The sequence below is a fragment of the Streptomyces sp. NPDC005574 genome, from assembly GCF_040605435.1.
In the GTDB taxonomy this organism is placed as follows: domain Bacteria; phylum Actinomycetota; class Actinomycetes; order Streptomycetales; family Streptomycetaceae; genus Streptomyces.
In genome coordinates, this window is the sequence record NZ_JBEXCW010000008.1 from 141,675 (window position 1) to 155,355 (window position 13,681).

Consider the following 13,681-nt stretch of genomic DNA (forward strand, 5'->3'; position numbering starts at 1 on the left):
CGCCACCTCCCCGCCACCGACCGCCCCCTCCTGGAGCCGACATGACCTCTTCGCGGGCACAGACCAGCGACCTCACCGTGCGGGAGGCGGCGCGGCGACCGGGGCTGCCGCTGAGCGCGTACCGGGCCGCGATCGCTCTCGACGACCCGTTCGAGGCGTCGGCGCCTCCTGCCGCACCCGACCGGATCGACCGGCAGGTGCGGTCGGCCCTGGCACTGCTCAGTGACGACCGGGCAGTGGACCGACTCGGTCTGCGGGCCGCATCCCTGCGGGACCTGACCGGCACCGACGCGGTGACCGCCCGGCGGACACTGCGCGCACTGCTGAACGTCCGCGAACCCGGCCCGCTGCCCGAGGGGGTGCGGGAGGCACTGGACGGCGTACTCGGCGCGGAACGGCGATCCCGACCGTCCTTCACGGCGGCCCGGCTCCCCACGATCGAGGACGAGTTCCCGCGCTCCGCCTACCCGGCGGCCGGCCGGACCACGCTGTGGCGGGGAGACCTCACCACCCTGGCCTCGGACGCCGTCGTCAACGCCGCGAACAGCGCGCTGCTCGGCTGCTTCCGCCCCCGGCACCCGTGCGTCGACAACGCGCTCCACAGCGCGGCCGGGCCCCGGCTGCGCGACGACTGCGCCACGGTCATCGCCCTGCAAGACACCCCCGAGCCGACCGGCACCGCCAAGATCACCCGGGGTTACCACCTGCCGGCCCGGTACGTCCTGCACACCGTCGGCCCGGTCGTCGACGGCCGTCCCCGCACGAACGACGCCCGGGCGCTGGCCTCCGCCTACCGGTCCTGCCTGGACCTGGCCGCCGAGGTGGACACGATCCGCACGCTCGCGTTCAGCGCCGTGAGCACCGGCGTCTTCGGCTACCCCAAGGACGAGGCCGCGACCGTGGCCCTTTCCACCGTCGCCGACTGGCTCGAAGCGCACCCCGGCCGGTTCGACCGCGTCGTGTTCACCGTGTTCGGGGACGACGACGAACGCGCCCACCGCCACGCCCTCGAGGAGTGGACCGAGCGGCGAGACGATCGTGAAGGGCCGCTCCGCAGGCGGTAGTTCGGCCGGGCGGTGTCAACACGTGAGCAGCGGTGAGGACATGGCCGTGGGCCCGGCGCCCGAGCCCCGCCCTGTCGGATGTCAGGGCACTGAGGGGAATGGCGAATCCCCGCGCAGGGCAACGAGATTCCGGACGAGTCACCTCTTAAGGGATCCCGCCTTCGACCTGGCCGGGGGATGCCCGATGATGGGCAGGCCATGACCACGCCCAGCACCTCCCGTACGCCGACACGCCACGCCCCGCTGCCCGTTGTGCGGGCGGCGGTGTTCGCGCTCGTCGGGACGGTCCTCGGGGTGAGCGCCCACCACGTGGTCACCGAGGCGTCGATGCCGTGGCGGCACGGCGCGGCGGCAGCCGCGGTGCTCTTCGCCGTGGGGCTCGTGGGCGCCAGGCGCCGGCGTTCGACGGCGACCGTCGTGGCGGTGTGCGGCGCCGCCCAGCTGGGACTGCACGCGCTGCTCTCGACCACGCACGCACACGATTCGCACGCCGTGAGGTCCGGGGGCCTGGGCGAGCCCATGCCGGCGCACACGCACCACGCCATGAACACGCATCCGGTGTGGCACGGACGGCTCCACGACTCCCTGACGATGTCGGCCGTCCACGTCGCCGCGGCCGTGCTCGTCGCGGTGCTGCTGCACCGCGCGGACACCGCGTGCTGGTCACTGGCGCGTGGTCTCACACATGCCGTCGACGTGGTGGACGCGGCGCGCGCACGCATCGCCACGGCCTGGGCACTGCTGACGTGGCGCGCCGCGCCCGCGTCCTCCGGGGTGCCGGCGCTCGTCCCGGCCTGGCTCGACCGGCCGCCCTTCCGGGTGGCGGTGTGCGCGGACGTGGTCGTACGGCGGGGCCCTCCCTGGGCGGGGCTCACCCCCGCCATCTGACCTCGCCGGGCCGGTCGTAGAGCCGACCCCGGCTCCCCCATGCCTGGAGACACCCATGTCACCCGCTCCGCACACGCACCGCGTCGCCCACCGCCTGGCCCTGGTGACGGCGGCGACCGCCACCGCGGTCCTCCTTGTCGCCGGGCCGGCCTCCGCCCACGTCGAGGTCGAGTCCGACAAGCCCCAGGCCCTCGCCGAGAACGCCGAGATCAGCTTCGACGCCGAGTCGGAGTCCGACAGCGCCGGAGTCGTCAAGGTGCGCGTGGTCCTGCCCGAGGGCATCGCACCCGCCGACGTGACCTACGGCGAGGGGCCCAAGGGCTGGAAGTTCACCGCCGGTGACGACGGCTACACCGTCGGAGGTCCGGAGCTCGACGCGGGCGAGAACGCCACGTACTCCATCGTCGTCAAGCAGCTTCCCGACGCGAAGGAGCTGACGTTCAAGACGCTGCAGACCTACAGCGACGACCGCGTGGACCGCTGGATCGGCCTCGACGAGAACAGCGAAAACCCGGCGCCGGTCCTCAAGTTGAGGGCCGCCGCACCCGGCGCGAAGCCGGTCGGCCCCTCCCCCACGGCCGGCGAGTCGGCAGCCGTGCCGCCCACGCCCGAGGCGACCGAGCCCTCGGCCTCACCCACGGCCCAGGCCGAGGAGGAGGACGAGGACGGCGGCCTGTCCGCCGGCGCCTGGATCGGGATCGGCGCCGCGGTGGTCGTCGTGGCGGGCGCCGCCCTCTGTCTCGTACGCCGCCGAGTCACCGCCCGGCAGTAGCCCCGAGGCTCTCCCCACCGCCACCCCTCGGCCGGGGGGCGGCGGGACGGAGCGCGCCGCCGTCCGCCGCCTTCTCCGGGCCTCCGCCCTCCCGCGACCGCGCGAGCGGGTCACTCGGGCCGTCGCGGCCGAGGAGACGGGGCAACTGACCCCACACCAGCGCTACTGGCGAATTCGGGACGGCCATCTCGCCCACCGGGACGCAGCGTGAGCCGCGGGCGCGCGGGCGCAACGCGTCAACTCGGGGCAACGGGCGTGGGAGTGGGTTGGGGGACGTCGCGGAGGTGGCGGAGCGGGGAGAAGAAGACGAACCAGCCGGCCGCCCACGTACCGACGGCGGCTAGCCACAGTGTGGGCCGCACCCCGATCAGCGTGCCGAGTGCCCCGCCGAGGACGCCGCCGAGCGGCAGCGTGCCCCACACGACCCAGCGGACGGCCGCGTTCATACGGCCCATCAGCTCGGGCGGAGTCACCGACTGCCGGTAGCTGAGCTGGGCGACGTTGTAGACCATCCCGGAGAAGTAGGCGACGGCCCAGCCCAGCGGGAACAGCAGCACGCCCCATCCTCGCCAGGCCGCCACCGCGACGACCTGCGGAGCGCTGAACACCAGCATGGACACCCAGATGATCCGCGCCGAGCCGATCCACCTGGCGAGCCGGCCGGCGAACACTCCTCCGGCGATCCCGCCCAGCGCCGAGGCCGCCATGATCAGCCCGGTCAGCGCGGGAGCCACGTGCAGCACCCGGACGAGGAAGACCATGGCCAGCGCCGACGTCATGCCGGAGAACAGGTTGGCGGTGGCCGTGCACGCCACGACCATCCGCAGGATCCTGTGCCCGGCGACGAATCGCAGTCCCTCGGCGATCCGGCTCCGCAACGTCTCGCCCTCGCGCCGCGCGGGCGGCGGCACCTCGCGTGTCCTGATCCCGGACAGGGAGAGGACCGACACCGCGTAGGAGAGCGCGTCGGCCGTCATCGCGCCGGCGGCGCCGAACGCCGCGAACAGTCCACCGCCGAGACCGGGTCCCCCGAGTTGTGCGAACGCCTGGGTGGTCCCCAGCTTGCCGTTGGCGTCCATCCGGAGATCGGGACGGACGAGCGAGGGCACGTAACTCTGGTACGAGACGTCGAAGAACACCGTGCACACGCCGGCCGCGACAGCGACGACGTAGAGCTGCGCCATCGTCAGGGCGCCGAAGGCGGCCGCCAGCGGCACCGAACCGATGATCAGCAGCCGGAGGACGTCACAGACGATCATGATGGAGCGTTTGGAGCCACGGTCCACGAGCGCGCCCGCGGGCAGCGCGATCAGGGCGAACGCCAGCGTGGCCGCGGCGGTCAGAAGCCCGACCTGGAACGTGCTGGCCTCCAGTACGACAACCGCGACGAGCGGCAGAGCGACCTGGGTGACAGCCGAGCCCATCTCACTGACCGTCTGACCGCTCCACAACAACACGAAGTCCCGCTGCCCCCACAACCCGGAACCACCAGCCCCCACCCCGGCACCTTCCAGCTCCCCCGCAACGTCCGTCACCGCCCACCAACTCCCCTGTCGGATCCCCGGCCGGGACTGTATCGCCGAACAACTGGGCGTCGACGCGGAGTGGATGACCTCGTGGCGCATGGTCATTGGCGCTGCCCTGGAACACCGACTCACCAAGGCCCCTGGCGCACGATCCGGTGCGCACGATTCACGGGCACCAGGTCATCGACGGACCGGCCACCGCCCAACCCGGCGCCGCCTACGCCGACTTGCCGCACGTGTCCGCCGTAGCGGCTTCGCTTGCCGTGCCCGCTCCCGGTGCGGTGGTCAGGGTAGATCGTGACACTCGCGGGCCGCGGGCTCGGCGTTGGAGGGGGCCTCGATGACGGCGTAGGACAAGAGGGCCATGGCGGTGGCCGGTACGACCGTGGCCGACAGGCGGGCGTCCCGCACGCCGAAGGAGGCCGGCAGGCGCACGATCGGGTAGTGCCACAAGTACATGCCGTAGCTGAGGCTGCGGCCCGTCCAGGTGAGCGGAGACAGGGACAAAAGCCGTGCGGGGCCTCCGTCGCGGCAGAGTTCGAGCCCGTGACGAGCGTCGCGGAGACCGCCGCGACCGCGAGGAAGCCGACGGTGTACCAGGCGGCGGTCCAGCCGCCCTCGTCGCCGGTGACGGGTACCTTCCAGGCGACCAGGCACAGCACCGCGAGCGGGCCCGGCTCCGCCGCAGGCGCCTGTCGGCCGGCGCGGAAACCCAGTCGGCCCCAGCGCACCCCCCGGATAAAGTGGGGCGGTGCCCGAGCTGAAGCGGCTGCATGCCGGCCATGCCCCGGCGGTCCTGGCCTTCGAGCTGGCGAACCGCGGCTACTTCGCCGCCTCCGTCTCCGACCGCGGCGACGAGTTCTTCGACCAGTTCACCGACCGGTTCGGCGCCCTGCTGGCCGAGCAGGAGGCCGGCGTCTGCGCCTTCCACGTGCTCGTCGCCGGGGACGGCTCGGTGCTGGGCCGGTTCAATCTGTACGACCTCGAGGACGGCACCGCCGTACTCGGTTACCGGGTCGCGCAGCACGTCGCCGGTCGTGGCGTGGCGACCGCGACCGTGCGGGAACTGTGCCGGCTGGCGGCGGCGCAGCACGGGTTGCGCACGCTGCGGGCGGCCACCGCCCGCGACAATGTCGCGTCCCGAAAAGTGCTGGTCAAGGCCGAGTTCGTCCCGGTCGGTCCCGCAGAGCCGGCCGACCTCGGCGGTAAGCAGGGCACCTGGTATCAGCGCGATCTCGCGCTCCGGCCGTAGGCCCGGCCCGTCGCAGAGCACCGGAAAACACCTCGGTCCGGTCCCGCACGGGGTGTGCCGGGCCGGACCACGGTGTCCGCCTCGGCGGAGGATGCCTCAGTGCGGTACGCGAGCGGCTCGCGTTCCCGTGCCCTCGGCCGCGGGGACCGTGGCCCCGGGCGACAGGACGCGTTCCGCGAGTACGCCGAAGAGCAGCCCGAAGGCGGTCCACAGGGTCAGCTGGATGGCGAGTGCCGCGAGACGGAACTGCCACAGCAACGTCGCCGAGAAGTCGTTGGGGACTTCGTTGACCGCCGGCAGGAACGCGTACGCGAGTCCGACGGCGAGGCCGAAGAACGCGCCCGCGGACAGGGTCGCGTTCCAGGTGCCGAGGCGTGGTGCGAGCCGCTTGCCGAGGATGACGGTGGCGACGGCCAGCAGCACACTGAGCAGCATCATCAGGAAGTACAGCGTGGTGCGCTTCCCGATGGTGTCCGGGTCGCCGACGGACGGCGGGTTGGCCGGGTACTTGAGGAACGGTACGACGTAGACCGCGACCAGCCCCGCGGCGGCCAGGAGCAGCGCGCTCGCGCGCGGCCCGAAGCGGCCGATCCGGCCGAGCGCGAAGCAGTACGCGAGGGCGGCGATGCCGCCGAACGCGACGCCGTAGAGCAGTACTCCGGTGCTCAGGCCGCCGGTGGACTGCATGGAACGGCTGACGGCTTCCATGCCGTGCTCGTGGGAGTGCGCCTCCTCGTAGGCGATGGCCGAGTCCACGCGGGGCTCGCCCAGGAAGTAGGCGACGACGAGGGCGAGCAGGCCGGCGGCGAGGCCCGCCAGCATGCCGCGGACCAGGAGGTTTCTGACGGTTGCCGAGTTCATGGGCTGATGCGCTCCGGCTCGGCCGTCAGTGGCAGGGGAAGCCGAGGAGGTGGCGGGCGTCGTGCACCCACTCGTGGACGTTCTCACCGCTCACCACGGAGGTGGCGCCCTGCTCGGCGCCGACGAAGTAGAGGAGCACCAGCATGAGGACGCCGAAGAAGACCGCCCAGGGCGCGATCGCGCCGATCGGCAGTTTGGCGGGGAGGGTGGTGGGGGCAGCGCTGGGCTGGACGGTGGACTGCGCCATGGCAGGACCTCCTGGGGAACTCGCGTCCCGGCTCGGTGGTGCACAGGACGACGGCCACGGGTCTGACTCGCCCGGCGTCCGCCACCCCGTGTCGGGGCGGCCGGTACCGGACTCACAGTGGCGCGACCGTGCCGGATTCCCACCGGCTTCCGCAGTACCGTCGTCGATATCTTCGAGAACGTACCGCGTCGCGGGGGTGCGGCCAAGGGCGCGTGGCGCCACCGGGGGCGTGCCGGCCGCGTTCGGGGGCCGGCAATTCCGTGCGGCGAACGCTTTGTTGACCATGAGAGCAGGCACATGACAAGCCGAGTGACGTTGATCTCACCCGCCGTCAGCCGGTCGCTGCGCGAGGCGCGTTTCGACGACGGCTGCCCGCTCGACGAGGCCGGGGCGGCCCGGGCCCGCTCGGCCGAGGGCGCCTTCCGCCGCCCAGACCGCGCGGTGGCCTCCCCCACCGTGCGCTGCGCGCAGACGGCGTCGGCCCTCGGCCTGGACGCCTCTGCCGTGCCGGATCTGGCCGGGCTCCGCGTGGGCCGCTGGCAGGGCCGCACCCTCGGCGAGGTCGGCGCGCAGGAGCCGGAGGCGCTGGTGAGCTGGATGACCGACCCGTCCGCCGCCCCGCACGGCGGTGAGTCGGTACGGGAGTTGTGCGACCGCGTGACGGCGTGGCTGGGGTCCGCCGCGGAGGCCGCGGGCCGCACGGTGGCGGTGGTGGAGCCGGAGATCGTACGAGCCGTCGTGGTACGGATCCTCGGGGCGCCCGAGCCGGCGTTCTGGCGCGTCGACGTACCGCCGTTGACCGCGGTCACGGTCAGCGGGCGTGCGGGACGCTGGAACGTGCGGATCGGGGAGCCCCTGGGCGCGCCGGGGGTGGGCGAGGCCCGGCGGGCGGACGCGATGCAGCCGCCCGAGCCGACCCCCTGTCGGCGGCGGAAGCCCCCGCGAGAGGGACCGGGCGCCTGATGTCAGGGCCGAGCGGCCTCGCCGGGTGGGCCGCGGTGTGCTGCCGCGATTGACCTCAACCGGGCTTGAGTTCGTAGCGTGCCCGCAGTGCCGCGGGAGCAGACCGGCGGTCCGAGCAGGGAGGTTCGTCATGGCCGAGGACTCAGTGCGCGCCGACATCCCCGACCGCTACCGCTACTCCGTCGTCCCGCACATCATGGTCGACGACGCGGCCTCGGCGATCGACTTCTACCGGCGGGCGTTCGGCGCCCGCGAGGACTTCAGGCTCGATGCTCCCGGCGGCGGGATCCTGCACGCCGAGGTCACCGTCGGGCGGTCGGTCCTGATGCTGGGCGACGCCGGCCCGGACGGGCCGGAGGCGTCCCCCTTCGCCCCACCGACCGCCCTCGGCGGCAGCACGTCCGTCGCGCTGCACGTCTTCGTGCCGGACGTCGACGGCCTCGCGGAGCGCGCCGCCGCCGCGGGTGCCGAGATCCTCCAGCCGCCGCAGGACATGTTCCACGGCGACCGCACCGCCGTCCTCAAGGACCCCTCGGGGCACGTGTGGGTGTTCCTGACCCACAAGGAGGAGGTCGCGGAGGACGAACTCCGCCGCCGCCTCGCGACGCCCGCGCCGTGAGGAACCTCCCGCCGCGCCGAACGAGGATCTTCGTCCTAGGCTGAATGGGCCGAACGGGGGGCATCCGGGTCGCCGGCGACCGAGAGGGGCTCGCCCGATGCAGGACTACCCGCTGATCGAGAACCACGGCCTGCTCGGTGACCTGCAGACCGCCGCACTGGTCACGACGGACGGGACCGTCGACTGGCTGTGCCTCCCCCGCTTCGACTCGCCCCGCGTGTTCGGCGCGCTGCTGGACAAGGACAAGGGCGGGCACTGCACCGTCCGGCCGAGGAGCGGATCGTACGCGACGAAGCAGATGTACCTCCCGGACACGGCGATCCTGGTCACCCGGTTCATGACCGAGGCGGGCGCCGGGGAGGTCCTCGACTTCATGCCCGTGACGGGCACGACGGCCACGCCCCGGCACCGGCTGGTGCGCATGGTCCGCTGTGTGCGGGGGACCATGACCTTCGACATCGAGGTGGCCCCCCGGTTCGACTACGGCCGCCATGACCACCGGCTGCATCTCAGCGAGCACGGCGCGGTGTTCGCGGCGGACGACGGTACGCGGCTGACCGTGCACCCGGTGCGCGAGCCGGAGGACGACCGGCTGCTGGACCTGCTCCTGGACCGGCAGCAGGACCTGCACTTCACCCTGACCCTCCAGGCGGGACAACAGCGCGGTCTGGTCCTGGAGTGGGGGGCCGAGGGGCCGCCCCGCGAGGTCCGTCTCAGCGAGTACCAGGGCATGTTCGAGCAGAGCGTCGGCTTCTGGCGCGCGTGGCTCGCGCAGTCGCAGTACTCGGGGCGCTGGCGCGAGACGGTGGAACGGTCCGCGATCACGCTGAAGCTGATGACCTACGCCCCGAGCGGTGCCCTGGTGGCCGCGCCGACGGCGGCGCTGCCCGAGCAGTTGGGCGGGGAGCGCAACTGGGACTACCGCTTCACCTGGATCCGCGACGCCTCCTTCTCCGTGTACGCGCTGCTGGGGCTCGGCTTCACCGAGGAGGCCAAGCGGTTCCTCGTGTGGCTGGCGGCGCGGGTGAAGGAACGGGCGGGCAGCGACGGCGACTCCGGACCGCTGAACATCATGTACAGGGTCGACGGCTCCTCGGATTTGGAGGAGCAACTCCTCGACCACTGGGAGGGCTACGCGGGTTCGTCGCCGGTACGGATCGGCAACGGCGCCGCCACGCAACTCCAGTTGGACATCTACGGCGAGGCGCTGGACAGCATGTACTTCGCGCACCGGCACGGAATCCGGCTGGGGCACCACGGCTGGACGTCGCTGCTGACCGACCTGGACTGGCTGGCCGACCACTGGGACCAGGCCGGGGAAGGACTGTGGGAGACCCGCGGCGGCCGCAAGCACTTCACCTACGGCCGTGTCATGTCCTGGGTGGCCTTCGACCGCGCGCTGCGGCTCGCCGAGGCGAACGGGCGGCCCGCAGCGGCCGCGCGCTGGCTCGCCGCACGCGACGACATCTACCGCCAGGTCCTCAGCAGGGGATGGAGCGGAAACCGTCAGGCGTTCGTCCAGCACTACGGCAGTGACGTGCTCGACTCGTCGCTGCTGCGGATGGCGACGGTCGGCTTCGTCACGCCCGACGATCCGATGTGGATCTCGACGCTCGACGCCATGGAGGAGGAACTCGTCAGCGACAGCCTGGTCTACCGCTACGACCCCGGGGCCTCCCCCGACGGCCTTCGCGGCTCGGAGGGCACGTTCTCGCTGTGCACCTTCATGTACGTCGACGCGCTGGCCCGCGCGGGACGCACCGACAAGGCGCGCCTGGTGTTCGAGAAGATGATGGGGTACGCCAACCATCTGGGCCTGTACTCCGAGGAGATCGACCCCACAGGACGCCAACTGGGCAACTTTCCGCAGGCGTTCACGCATCTCGCGCTGATCGACGCGGCCATCACCCTGGATACGGCCATCGACGGGCGATGAGGACGGATCCGAGGAAGCAGGCCCCACTCGAAGGAGCTAGTCGCGGACGACGCACAGGGCCCAGATCACGAACGCGGACATCGCGATCATGATGACGGACCACACCGGGTAGTACGGGAGGGAGAGGAAGTTCGCGATGATGACGAACGCGGCGATGGCCACACCCGCGACGCGCGCCCACATCGCCTCCCGGAACAGTCCCACGCTGACGCCCAGGGCGACCACGCCGAGCGCGAGATGGATCCAGCCCCAGCCGGTGAGGTCGAACTGGAAGACGTAGTTGGGGGTGCTGACGAACACGTCGTCGTTCGCGATCGCCATGATGCCGCGGAAGACCGCGAGCACGCCGGCGAGTGACAGCATGACGGCGGCGAACGCCGTCAGGCCCGTAGCCCACGCCTGCGACGCGGACCTACGAGACGGATGTATGGCAGTCATCTGCCTGCCTCGCTTCCCATGTTCTTCACTCGGTTGCCGATCGGTCGCTGCTCAGCGCGGGAAGGCCGCGATGACCGGGTCGGCGACGTCCGATGAGGTGCGCCTGTCTCGCGATGTCCAATCCGAACGTCCAATCCGACGCTACGCCTCCACGGTCGAAGCGGCATCTCACTCATTGCCCGCACGGGCACCGGTCGCCGGTCGGCGGTCGGCGGTCGGCGGTCGGCGGTCGGCGGCGGGACTGTTCGGCGGCGAGCCGGCGGGCCCGGTCGGTCGGCGAGGGCGCCGGCGGGCGGTCCGGGTCAGGCCGCCGGGCGGGCGTCGCGGTGGGCCCGGGCCGCGGCCATCAGGGCGGCGACGCGGGATGTCCGACCTACCCCACCCACCAGTACGCCGCCTGACCGGCGGGCGGGGGGACCGCCCCTGCTCCCCCTCCCCCGTTGACAGCCGGGCGGACCCGGCGTGACGCACCCGACGGAATGCGGATGATCTCCGCGTGGAAGGATGCGGAGGAGGCTGTCGGCGCGTGAATCGGGGATGAACTCAATGATCGGGACGGTGTTCCGAACAGCGGACATACCTGCGGAGCACCGGTTCGACTCCTGGTGGGAAGTGATCGGCCAGACCCGCTCCAGTGACATCGCCAGCGCGCACGCCGCCGACTTCTGGGCGGAGTACCGGCTGATGGAGCTGGGGCCGGTGGCGGTGTGGTCGGCGTCGTTCCTGCCGTCGCGGTACAGGCGGAACACACGCATGGTGCGCCAGTCCGATCCCGAGACGTATCACCTGACGCTGCTGCTCGAAGGACGGCTGGCTCTCGACCACGCCGGCCGGACCGACACGTTCGGCCCGCGTGACCTGCACCTGGCCGAGAGCTCACAGCCGTACGACCTGCGCTCGACGGACGACCGTGAACGCCGTCCGGTGAAGGGGGTGGCGGTCGACTTCCCCAAGGCGCTGCTGCCCCTGCCGCCGCACCGGGTGCGGGAGTTGCTGGGCCGGCGGCTGCCGGGCCGGGACGGCGTCGGCGCGCTGCTGACGGACTTCCTCGTCGGCCTGGACCGGCAGGCCGACACCCTCACGCCCTCCGACGCGCCCCGCCTGGGCACGGTCGTCCTCGACCTGCTGTCCGCCTGGTTCGGCCGGCTGCTCGACGCGGAGACCGCGCTGCCCCAGGAGACGCGCCGGGTGGTCACGGTGGAGGGTGTGCGGACGTTCATCCGGCGCCATCTGCACGATCGGGAGCTGTCGCCGCCCATGATCGCCGCGGCCCACCACATCTCCGTCAGCTACCTGCACCGCATCTTCCAGCAGGAGTCGCCCGGCGAGACGGTCGCGGCCTGCATCCGGGGTCAGCGCCTGGCGGGCGCCTGCCGCGACCTGGCCGACCCCTCGCTGCGCACCACGCCCATCCACGCCGTGGCGGCACGCTGGGGTTTCGTCCACGCCTCCGACTTCACCCGCGCCTTCCGCACGGCCTACGGGGTCTCGCCCAAGGAGTACCGAGGCGAGGCGTTGCCGGAGCGAGGGTAGACGCCGGCCGGCCCCCGGTGTCGGCCGCCGCACCGCCGGTCGCAGGGGCGGACAGCGCCCCCACCGGGCCTCAGGATCAACGGCCCGGTGAGGACATCCGTCCCTCCCCCGCGCTCCCCGCCACCAGGGCGGAGGGGAGCAGTCGCGCGGCCGAAGCCGCCCCCCGTGTACGCAAGATCGAGAATGCCCGACCGGCGTCCGGCTGTCGTTGACGGTCGATGCACAGTTTCTTGACGTTGCGTCCACACCGGCGCCGGAAGCCGCTCGCGCGCCGCGCGGTCGGCGTGGGGGGGCCCGCGCGCCGCGCGGTCGGCGTGCGGGTTGCTCACCGCGCTGCGAAGTCGGCGTCTCGGGGTGATCACGCGCTGCGCGGGCGGCGCCCCGAGGACTTCTTCGCTGCGGTCTTCTTGGCCGGCTGCTTCTTCGCCGCCGCCGTCTTCTTCGCCGCGGTCGTCTTCTTGGCCGCCGTCGGCTTCTTCGCCGCGGCCGTCTTCTTCGCCGTCGTCTTCTTGGCCGCCGACTTCTTCTTCGGCAGCTCGTGCACGTCGGCGTGCTTGCCCTCGGCGTGCCCGCTCTCGCCGCGGGAGGACCTGGCCTTCTCCACGGACTGCGTGAGGGCGGCCATGAGGTCCAGGACCTGGCCCGGCTTCTCCGGCTCCGCCACCGCGGGCAGCTCACGGTCCTCCCGCTTCGCCTCGATGATCTTCGCGACGGCCTCTGTGTACGCGTCCTGGAACTCGGGCCCGTCCAGATCCTCACGGCTCATGCTGTCCATGAGCGCGAGGGCGCCGTCGATCTCCTCCTCGCTCAGCTCCACCGGTGGCGGCAGCAGCTCCGAGGGGTCCCGGATCTCGTCCGGCCAGCGCATCGCGTGCAGCACGATGGCGTCCTCACGCACCCGCAGCAGTCCCAGCCGCTCGCGGCCCGACCAGGCGTACTTCGCGATGGCCACCTTCGAGGAGCGCGCCAGCGCCTGGCGCAGCAGCTTGTACGGCTTCGCGGCGACCTGCCCGTCCGGCGCGAGGTAGTAGCCCTCCCCGATCCGGAGCGGGTCGATGGACCGCAGCGGCACGAACGCCTCGATCTCGATCGCCTTCGCCGTCGGCAGCGGCAGGTTGCTGAGGTCCTCGTCGCTGATGGGGATGACCAGGTCCTTGGAGTACTCGTACCCCTTGCCGATCTCCGCGTTCGACAGCTCACGGTCCTCCACCTCGCACACCTTCCGGGTGCGGACCCGGCCCATGTCGGCCAGGTGGTACTGGTGGAACCGGATCGAGTGGTCCTCCCGTGCCGACTGCACGTGGATCGGCACCGTGACCAGGCCGAAGCTGATGGCGCCGGACCAGACGGTTCGGGGCATGGCAGACCTCCGCGATAGCCCCGAGCAGCACCAGACTAAGAGCGGCACAGGGATCCCGCACGCCACTCGCGCCGCCCGGGTGGTCCGCCCGTGCTGTCGCCGTCGCAAGCCATCGTCACGGCTGTCACTCACGGACCAGGCGCAACCCCACCACCACCGAAGTGCGGCCCCCACACTCCGGTGGTGGAATTGCCCTACAGGGGGTGCCCAGGGGAGCCGCGA

14 protein-coding genes and 1 riboswitch are annotated in these 13,681 nt (G+C 72.3%); of the genes, 8 read left to right on the plus strand and 6 right to left on the minus strand.

Annotated elements, in window-relative coordinates; genetic code table 11:
* Positions 1–41: 41 nt before the first annotated feature.
* The 3 genes from ABZT03_RS08845 to ABZT03_RS08855 all read left to right on the plus strand — a co-directional run bounded on the left by ABZT03_RS08845 (position 42) and on the right by ABZT03_RS08855 (position 2,724).
* Positions 42–1,064, plus strand: coding sequence for a macro domain-containing protein (locus tag ABZT03_RS08845; RefSeq protein WP_356035483.1), 1,023 nt, complete (start codon positions 42–44; stop codon positions 1,062–1,064).
* Between the two features lie 198 nt (positions 1,065–1,262).
* Positions 1,263–1,952: a hypothetical protein gene (locus tag ABZT03_RS08850; RefSeq protein WP_356035487.1), complete on the plus strand. Its 690-nt coding sequence runs from the start codon at positions 1,263–1,265 to the stop codon at positions 1,950–1,952.
* A 55-nt stretch (positions 1,953–2,007) separates the two neighbouring features.
* The gene (locus ABZT03_RS08855) at positions 2,008–2,724 is read left to right on the plus strand and encodes a DUF1775 domain-containing protein (protein ID WP_356035489.1); all 717 of its coding nucleotides are present in this window, start codon (positions 2,008–2,010) and stop codon (positions 2,722–2,724) included.
* A 236-nt stretch (positions 2,725–2,960) separates the two neighbouring features.
* Here the strand turns inward: ABZT03_RS08855 and ABZT03_RS08860 are convergent, their stop codons facing one another.
* Both ABZT03_RS08860 and ABZT03_RS08865 read right to left on the minus strand, forming a co-directional pair.
* Positions 2,961–4,259: an MFS transporter gene (locus ABZT03_RS08860; protein ID WP_356035491.1), complete on the minus strand. Its 1,299-nt coding sequence runs from the start codon at positions 4,257–4,259 to the stop codon at positions 2,961–2,963.
* Positions 4,260–4,535: 276 nt separating this feature from the next.
* The gene (locus ABZT03_RS08865; RefSeq protein WP_356035494.1) at positions 4,536–4,757 is read right to left on the minus strand and encodes a hypothetical protein; all 222 of its coding nucleotides are present in this window, start codon (positions 4,755–4,757) and stop codon (positions 4,536–4,538) included.
* Positions 4,758–5,001: 244 nt separating this feature from the next.
* Between ABZT03_RS08865 and ABZT03_RS08870 the strand changes: the two genes are divergently transcribed.
* A complete protein-coding gene (locus tag ABZT03_RS08870; protein ID WP_356035497.1) occupies positions 5,002–5,502 on the plus strand; it encodes a GNAT family N-acetyltransferase in 501 nt (166 codons plus the stop codon).
* 96 nt (positions 5,503–5,598) lie between these two features.
* Here ABZT03_RS08870 and ABZT03_RS08875 read toward each other — a convergent pair whose 3' ends face one another.
* The gene (locus ABZT03_RS08875; RefSeq protein ID WP_356035500.1) at positions 5,599–6,363 is read right to left on the minus strand and encodes a CbtA family protein; all 765 of its coding nucleotides are present in this window, start codon (positions 6,361–6,363) and stop codon (positions 5,599–5,601) included.
* Between the two features lie 25 nt (positions 6,364–6,388).
* The gene (locus tag ABZT03_RS08880) at positions 6,389–6,610 is read right to left on the minus strand and encodes a CbtB-domain containing protein (RefSeq protein ID WP_356035503.1); all 222 of its coding nucleotides are present in this window, start codon (positions 6,608–6,610) and stop codon (positions 6,389–6,391) included.
* A 34-nt stretch (positions 6,611–6,644) separates the two neighbouring features.
* A riboswitch (cobalamin riboswitch) is annotated at positions 6,645–6,787 on the minus strand.
* A gap of 120 nt (positions 6,788–6,907) precedes the next feature.
* Here ABZT03_RS08880 and ABZT03_RS08885 point away from each other — a divergent pair.
* The 3 genes from ABZT03_RS08885 to ABZT03_RS08895 all read left to right on the plus strand — a co-directional run bounded on the left by ABZT03_RS08885 (position 6,908) and on the right by ABZT03_RS08895 (position 10,128).
* Positions 6,908–7,573: a histidine phosphatase family protein gene (locus tag ABZT03_RS08885; RefSeq protein ID WP_356035506.1), complete on the plus strand. Its 666-nt coding sequence runs from the start codon at positions 6,908–6,910 to the stop codon at positions 7,571–7,573.
* A gap of 130 nt (positions 7,574–7,703) precedes the next feature.
* A complete protein-coding gene (locus ABZT03_RS08890; RefSeq protein ID WP_356035508.1) occupies positions 7,704–8,192 on the plus strand; it encodes a VOC family protein in 489 nt (162 codons plus the stop codon).
* Between the two features lie 97 nt (positions 8,193–8,289).
* Positions 8,290–10,128 (plus strand): glycoside hydrolase family 15 protein, encoded by a 1,839-nt coding sequence (locus tag ABZT03_RS08895; RefSeq protein WP_356035512.1) that lies wholly within the window; start codon positions 8,290–8,292, stop codon positions 10,126–10,128.
* 36 nt (positions 10,129–10,164) lie between these two features.
* Here the strand turns inward: ABZT03_RS08895 and ABZT03_RS08900 are convergent, their stop codons facing one another.
* Complete coding sequence (locus tag ABZT03_RS08900) at positions 10,165–10,566, minus strand: hypothetical protein (RefSeq protein WP_356035515.1); 402 nt, start codon at positions 10,564–10,566, stop codon at positions 10,165–10,167.
* A 546-nt stretch (positions 10,567–11,112) separates the two neighbouring features.
* Here ABZT03_RS08900 and ABZT03_RS08905 point away from each other — a divergent pair.
* The gene (locus ABZT03_RS08905; protein ID WP_356035518.1) at positions 11,113–12,099 is read left to right on the plus strand and encodes an AraC family transcriptional regulator; all 987 of its coding nucleotides are present in this window, start codon (positions 11,113–11,115) and stop codon (positions 12,097–12,099) included.
* A 358-nt stretch (positions 12,100–12,457) separates the two neighbouring features.
* On the opposite strand, the gene ABZT03_RS08910 is transcribed toward ABZT03_RS08905, so the two are convergent.
* Complete coding sequence (locus tag ABZT03_RS08910; protein ID WP_356035520.1) at positions 12,458–13,459, minus strand: Ku protein; 1,002 nt, start codon at positions 13,457–13,459, stop codon at positions 12,458–12,460.
* Between the last annotated feature and the right edge of the window lie 222 nt (positions 13,460–13,681).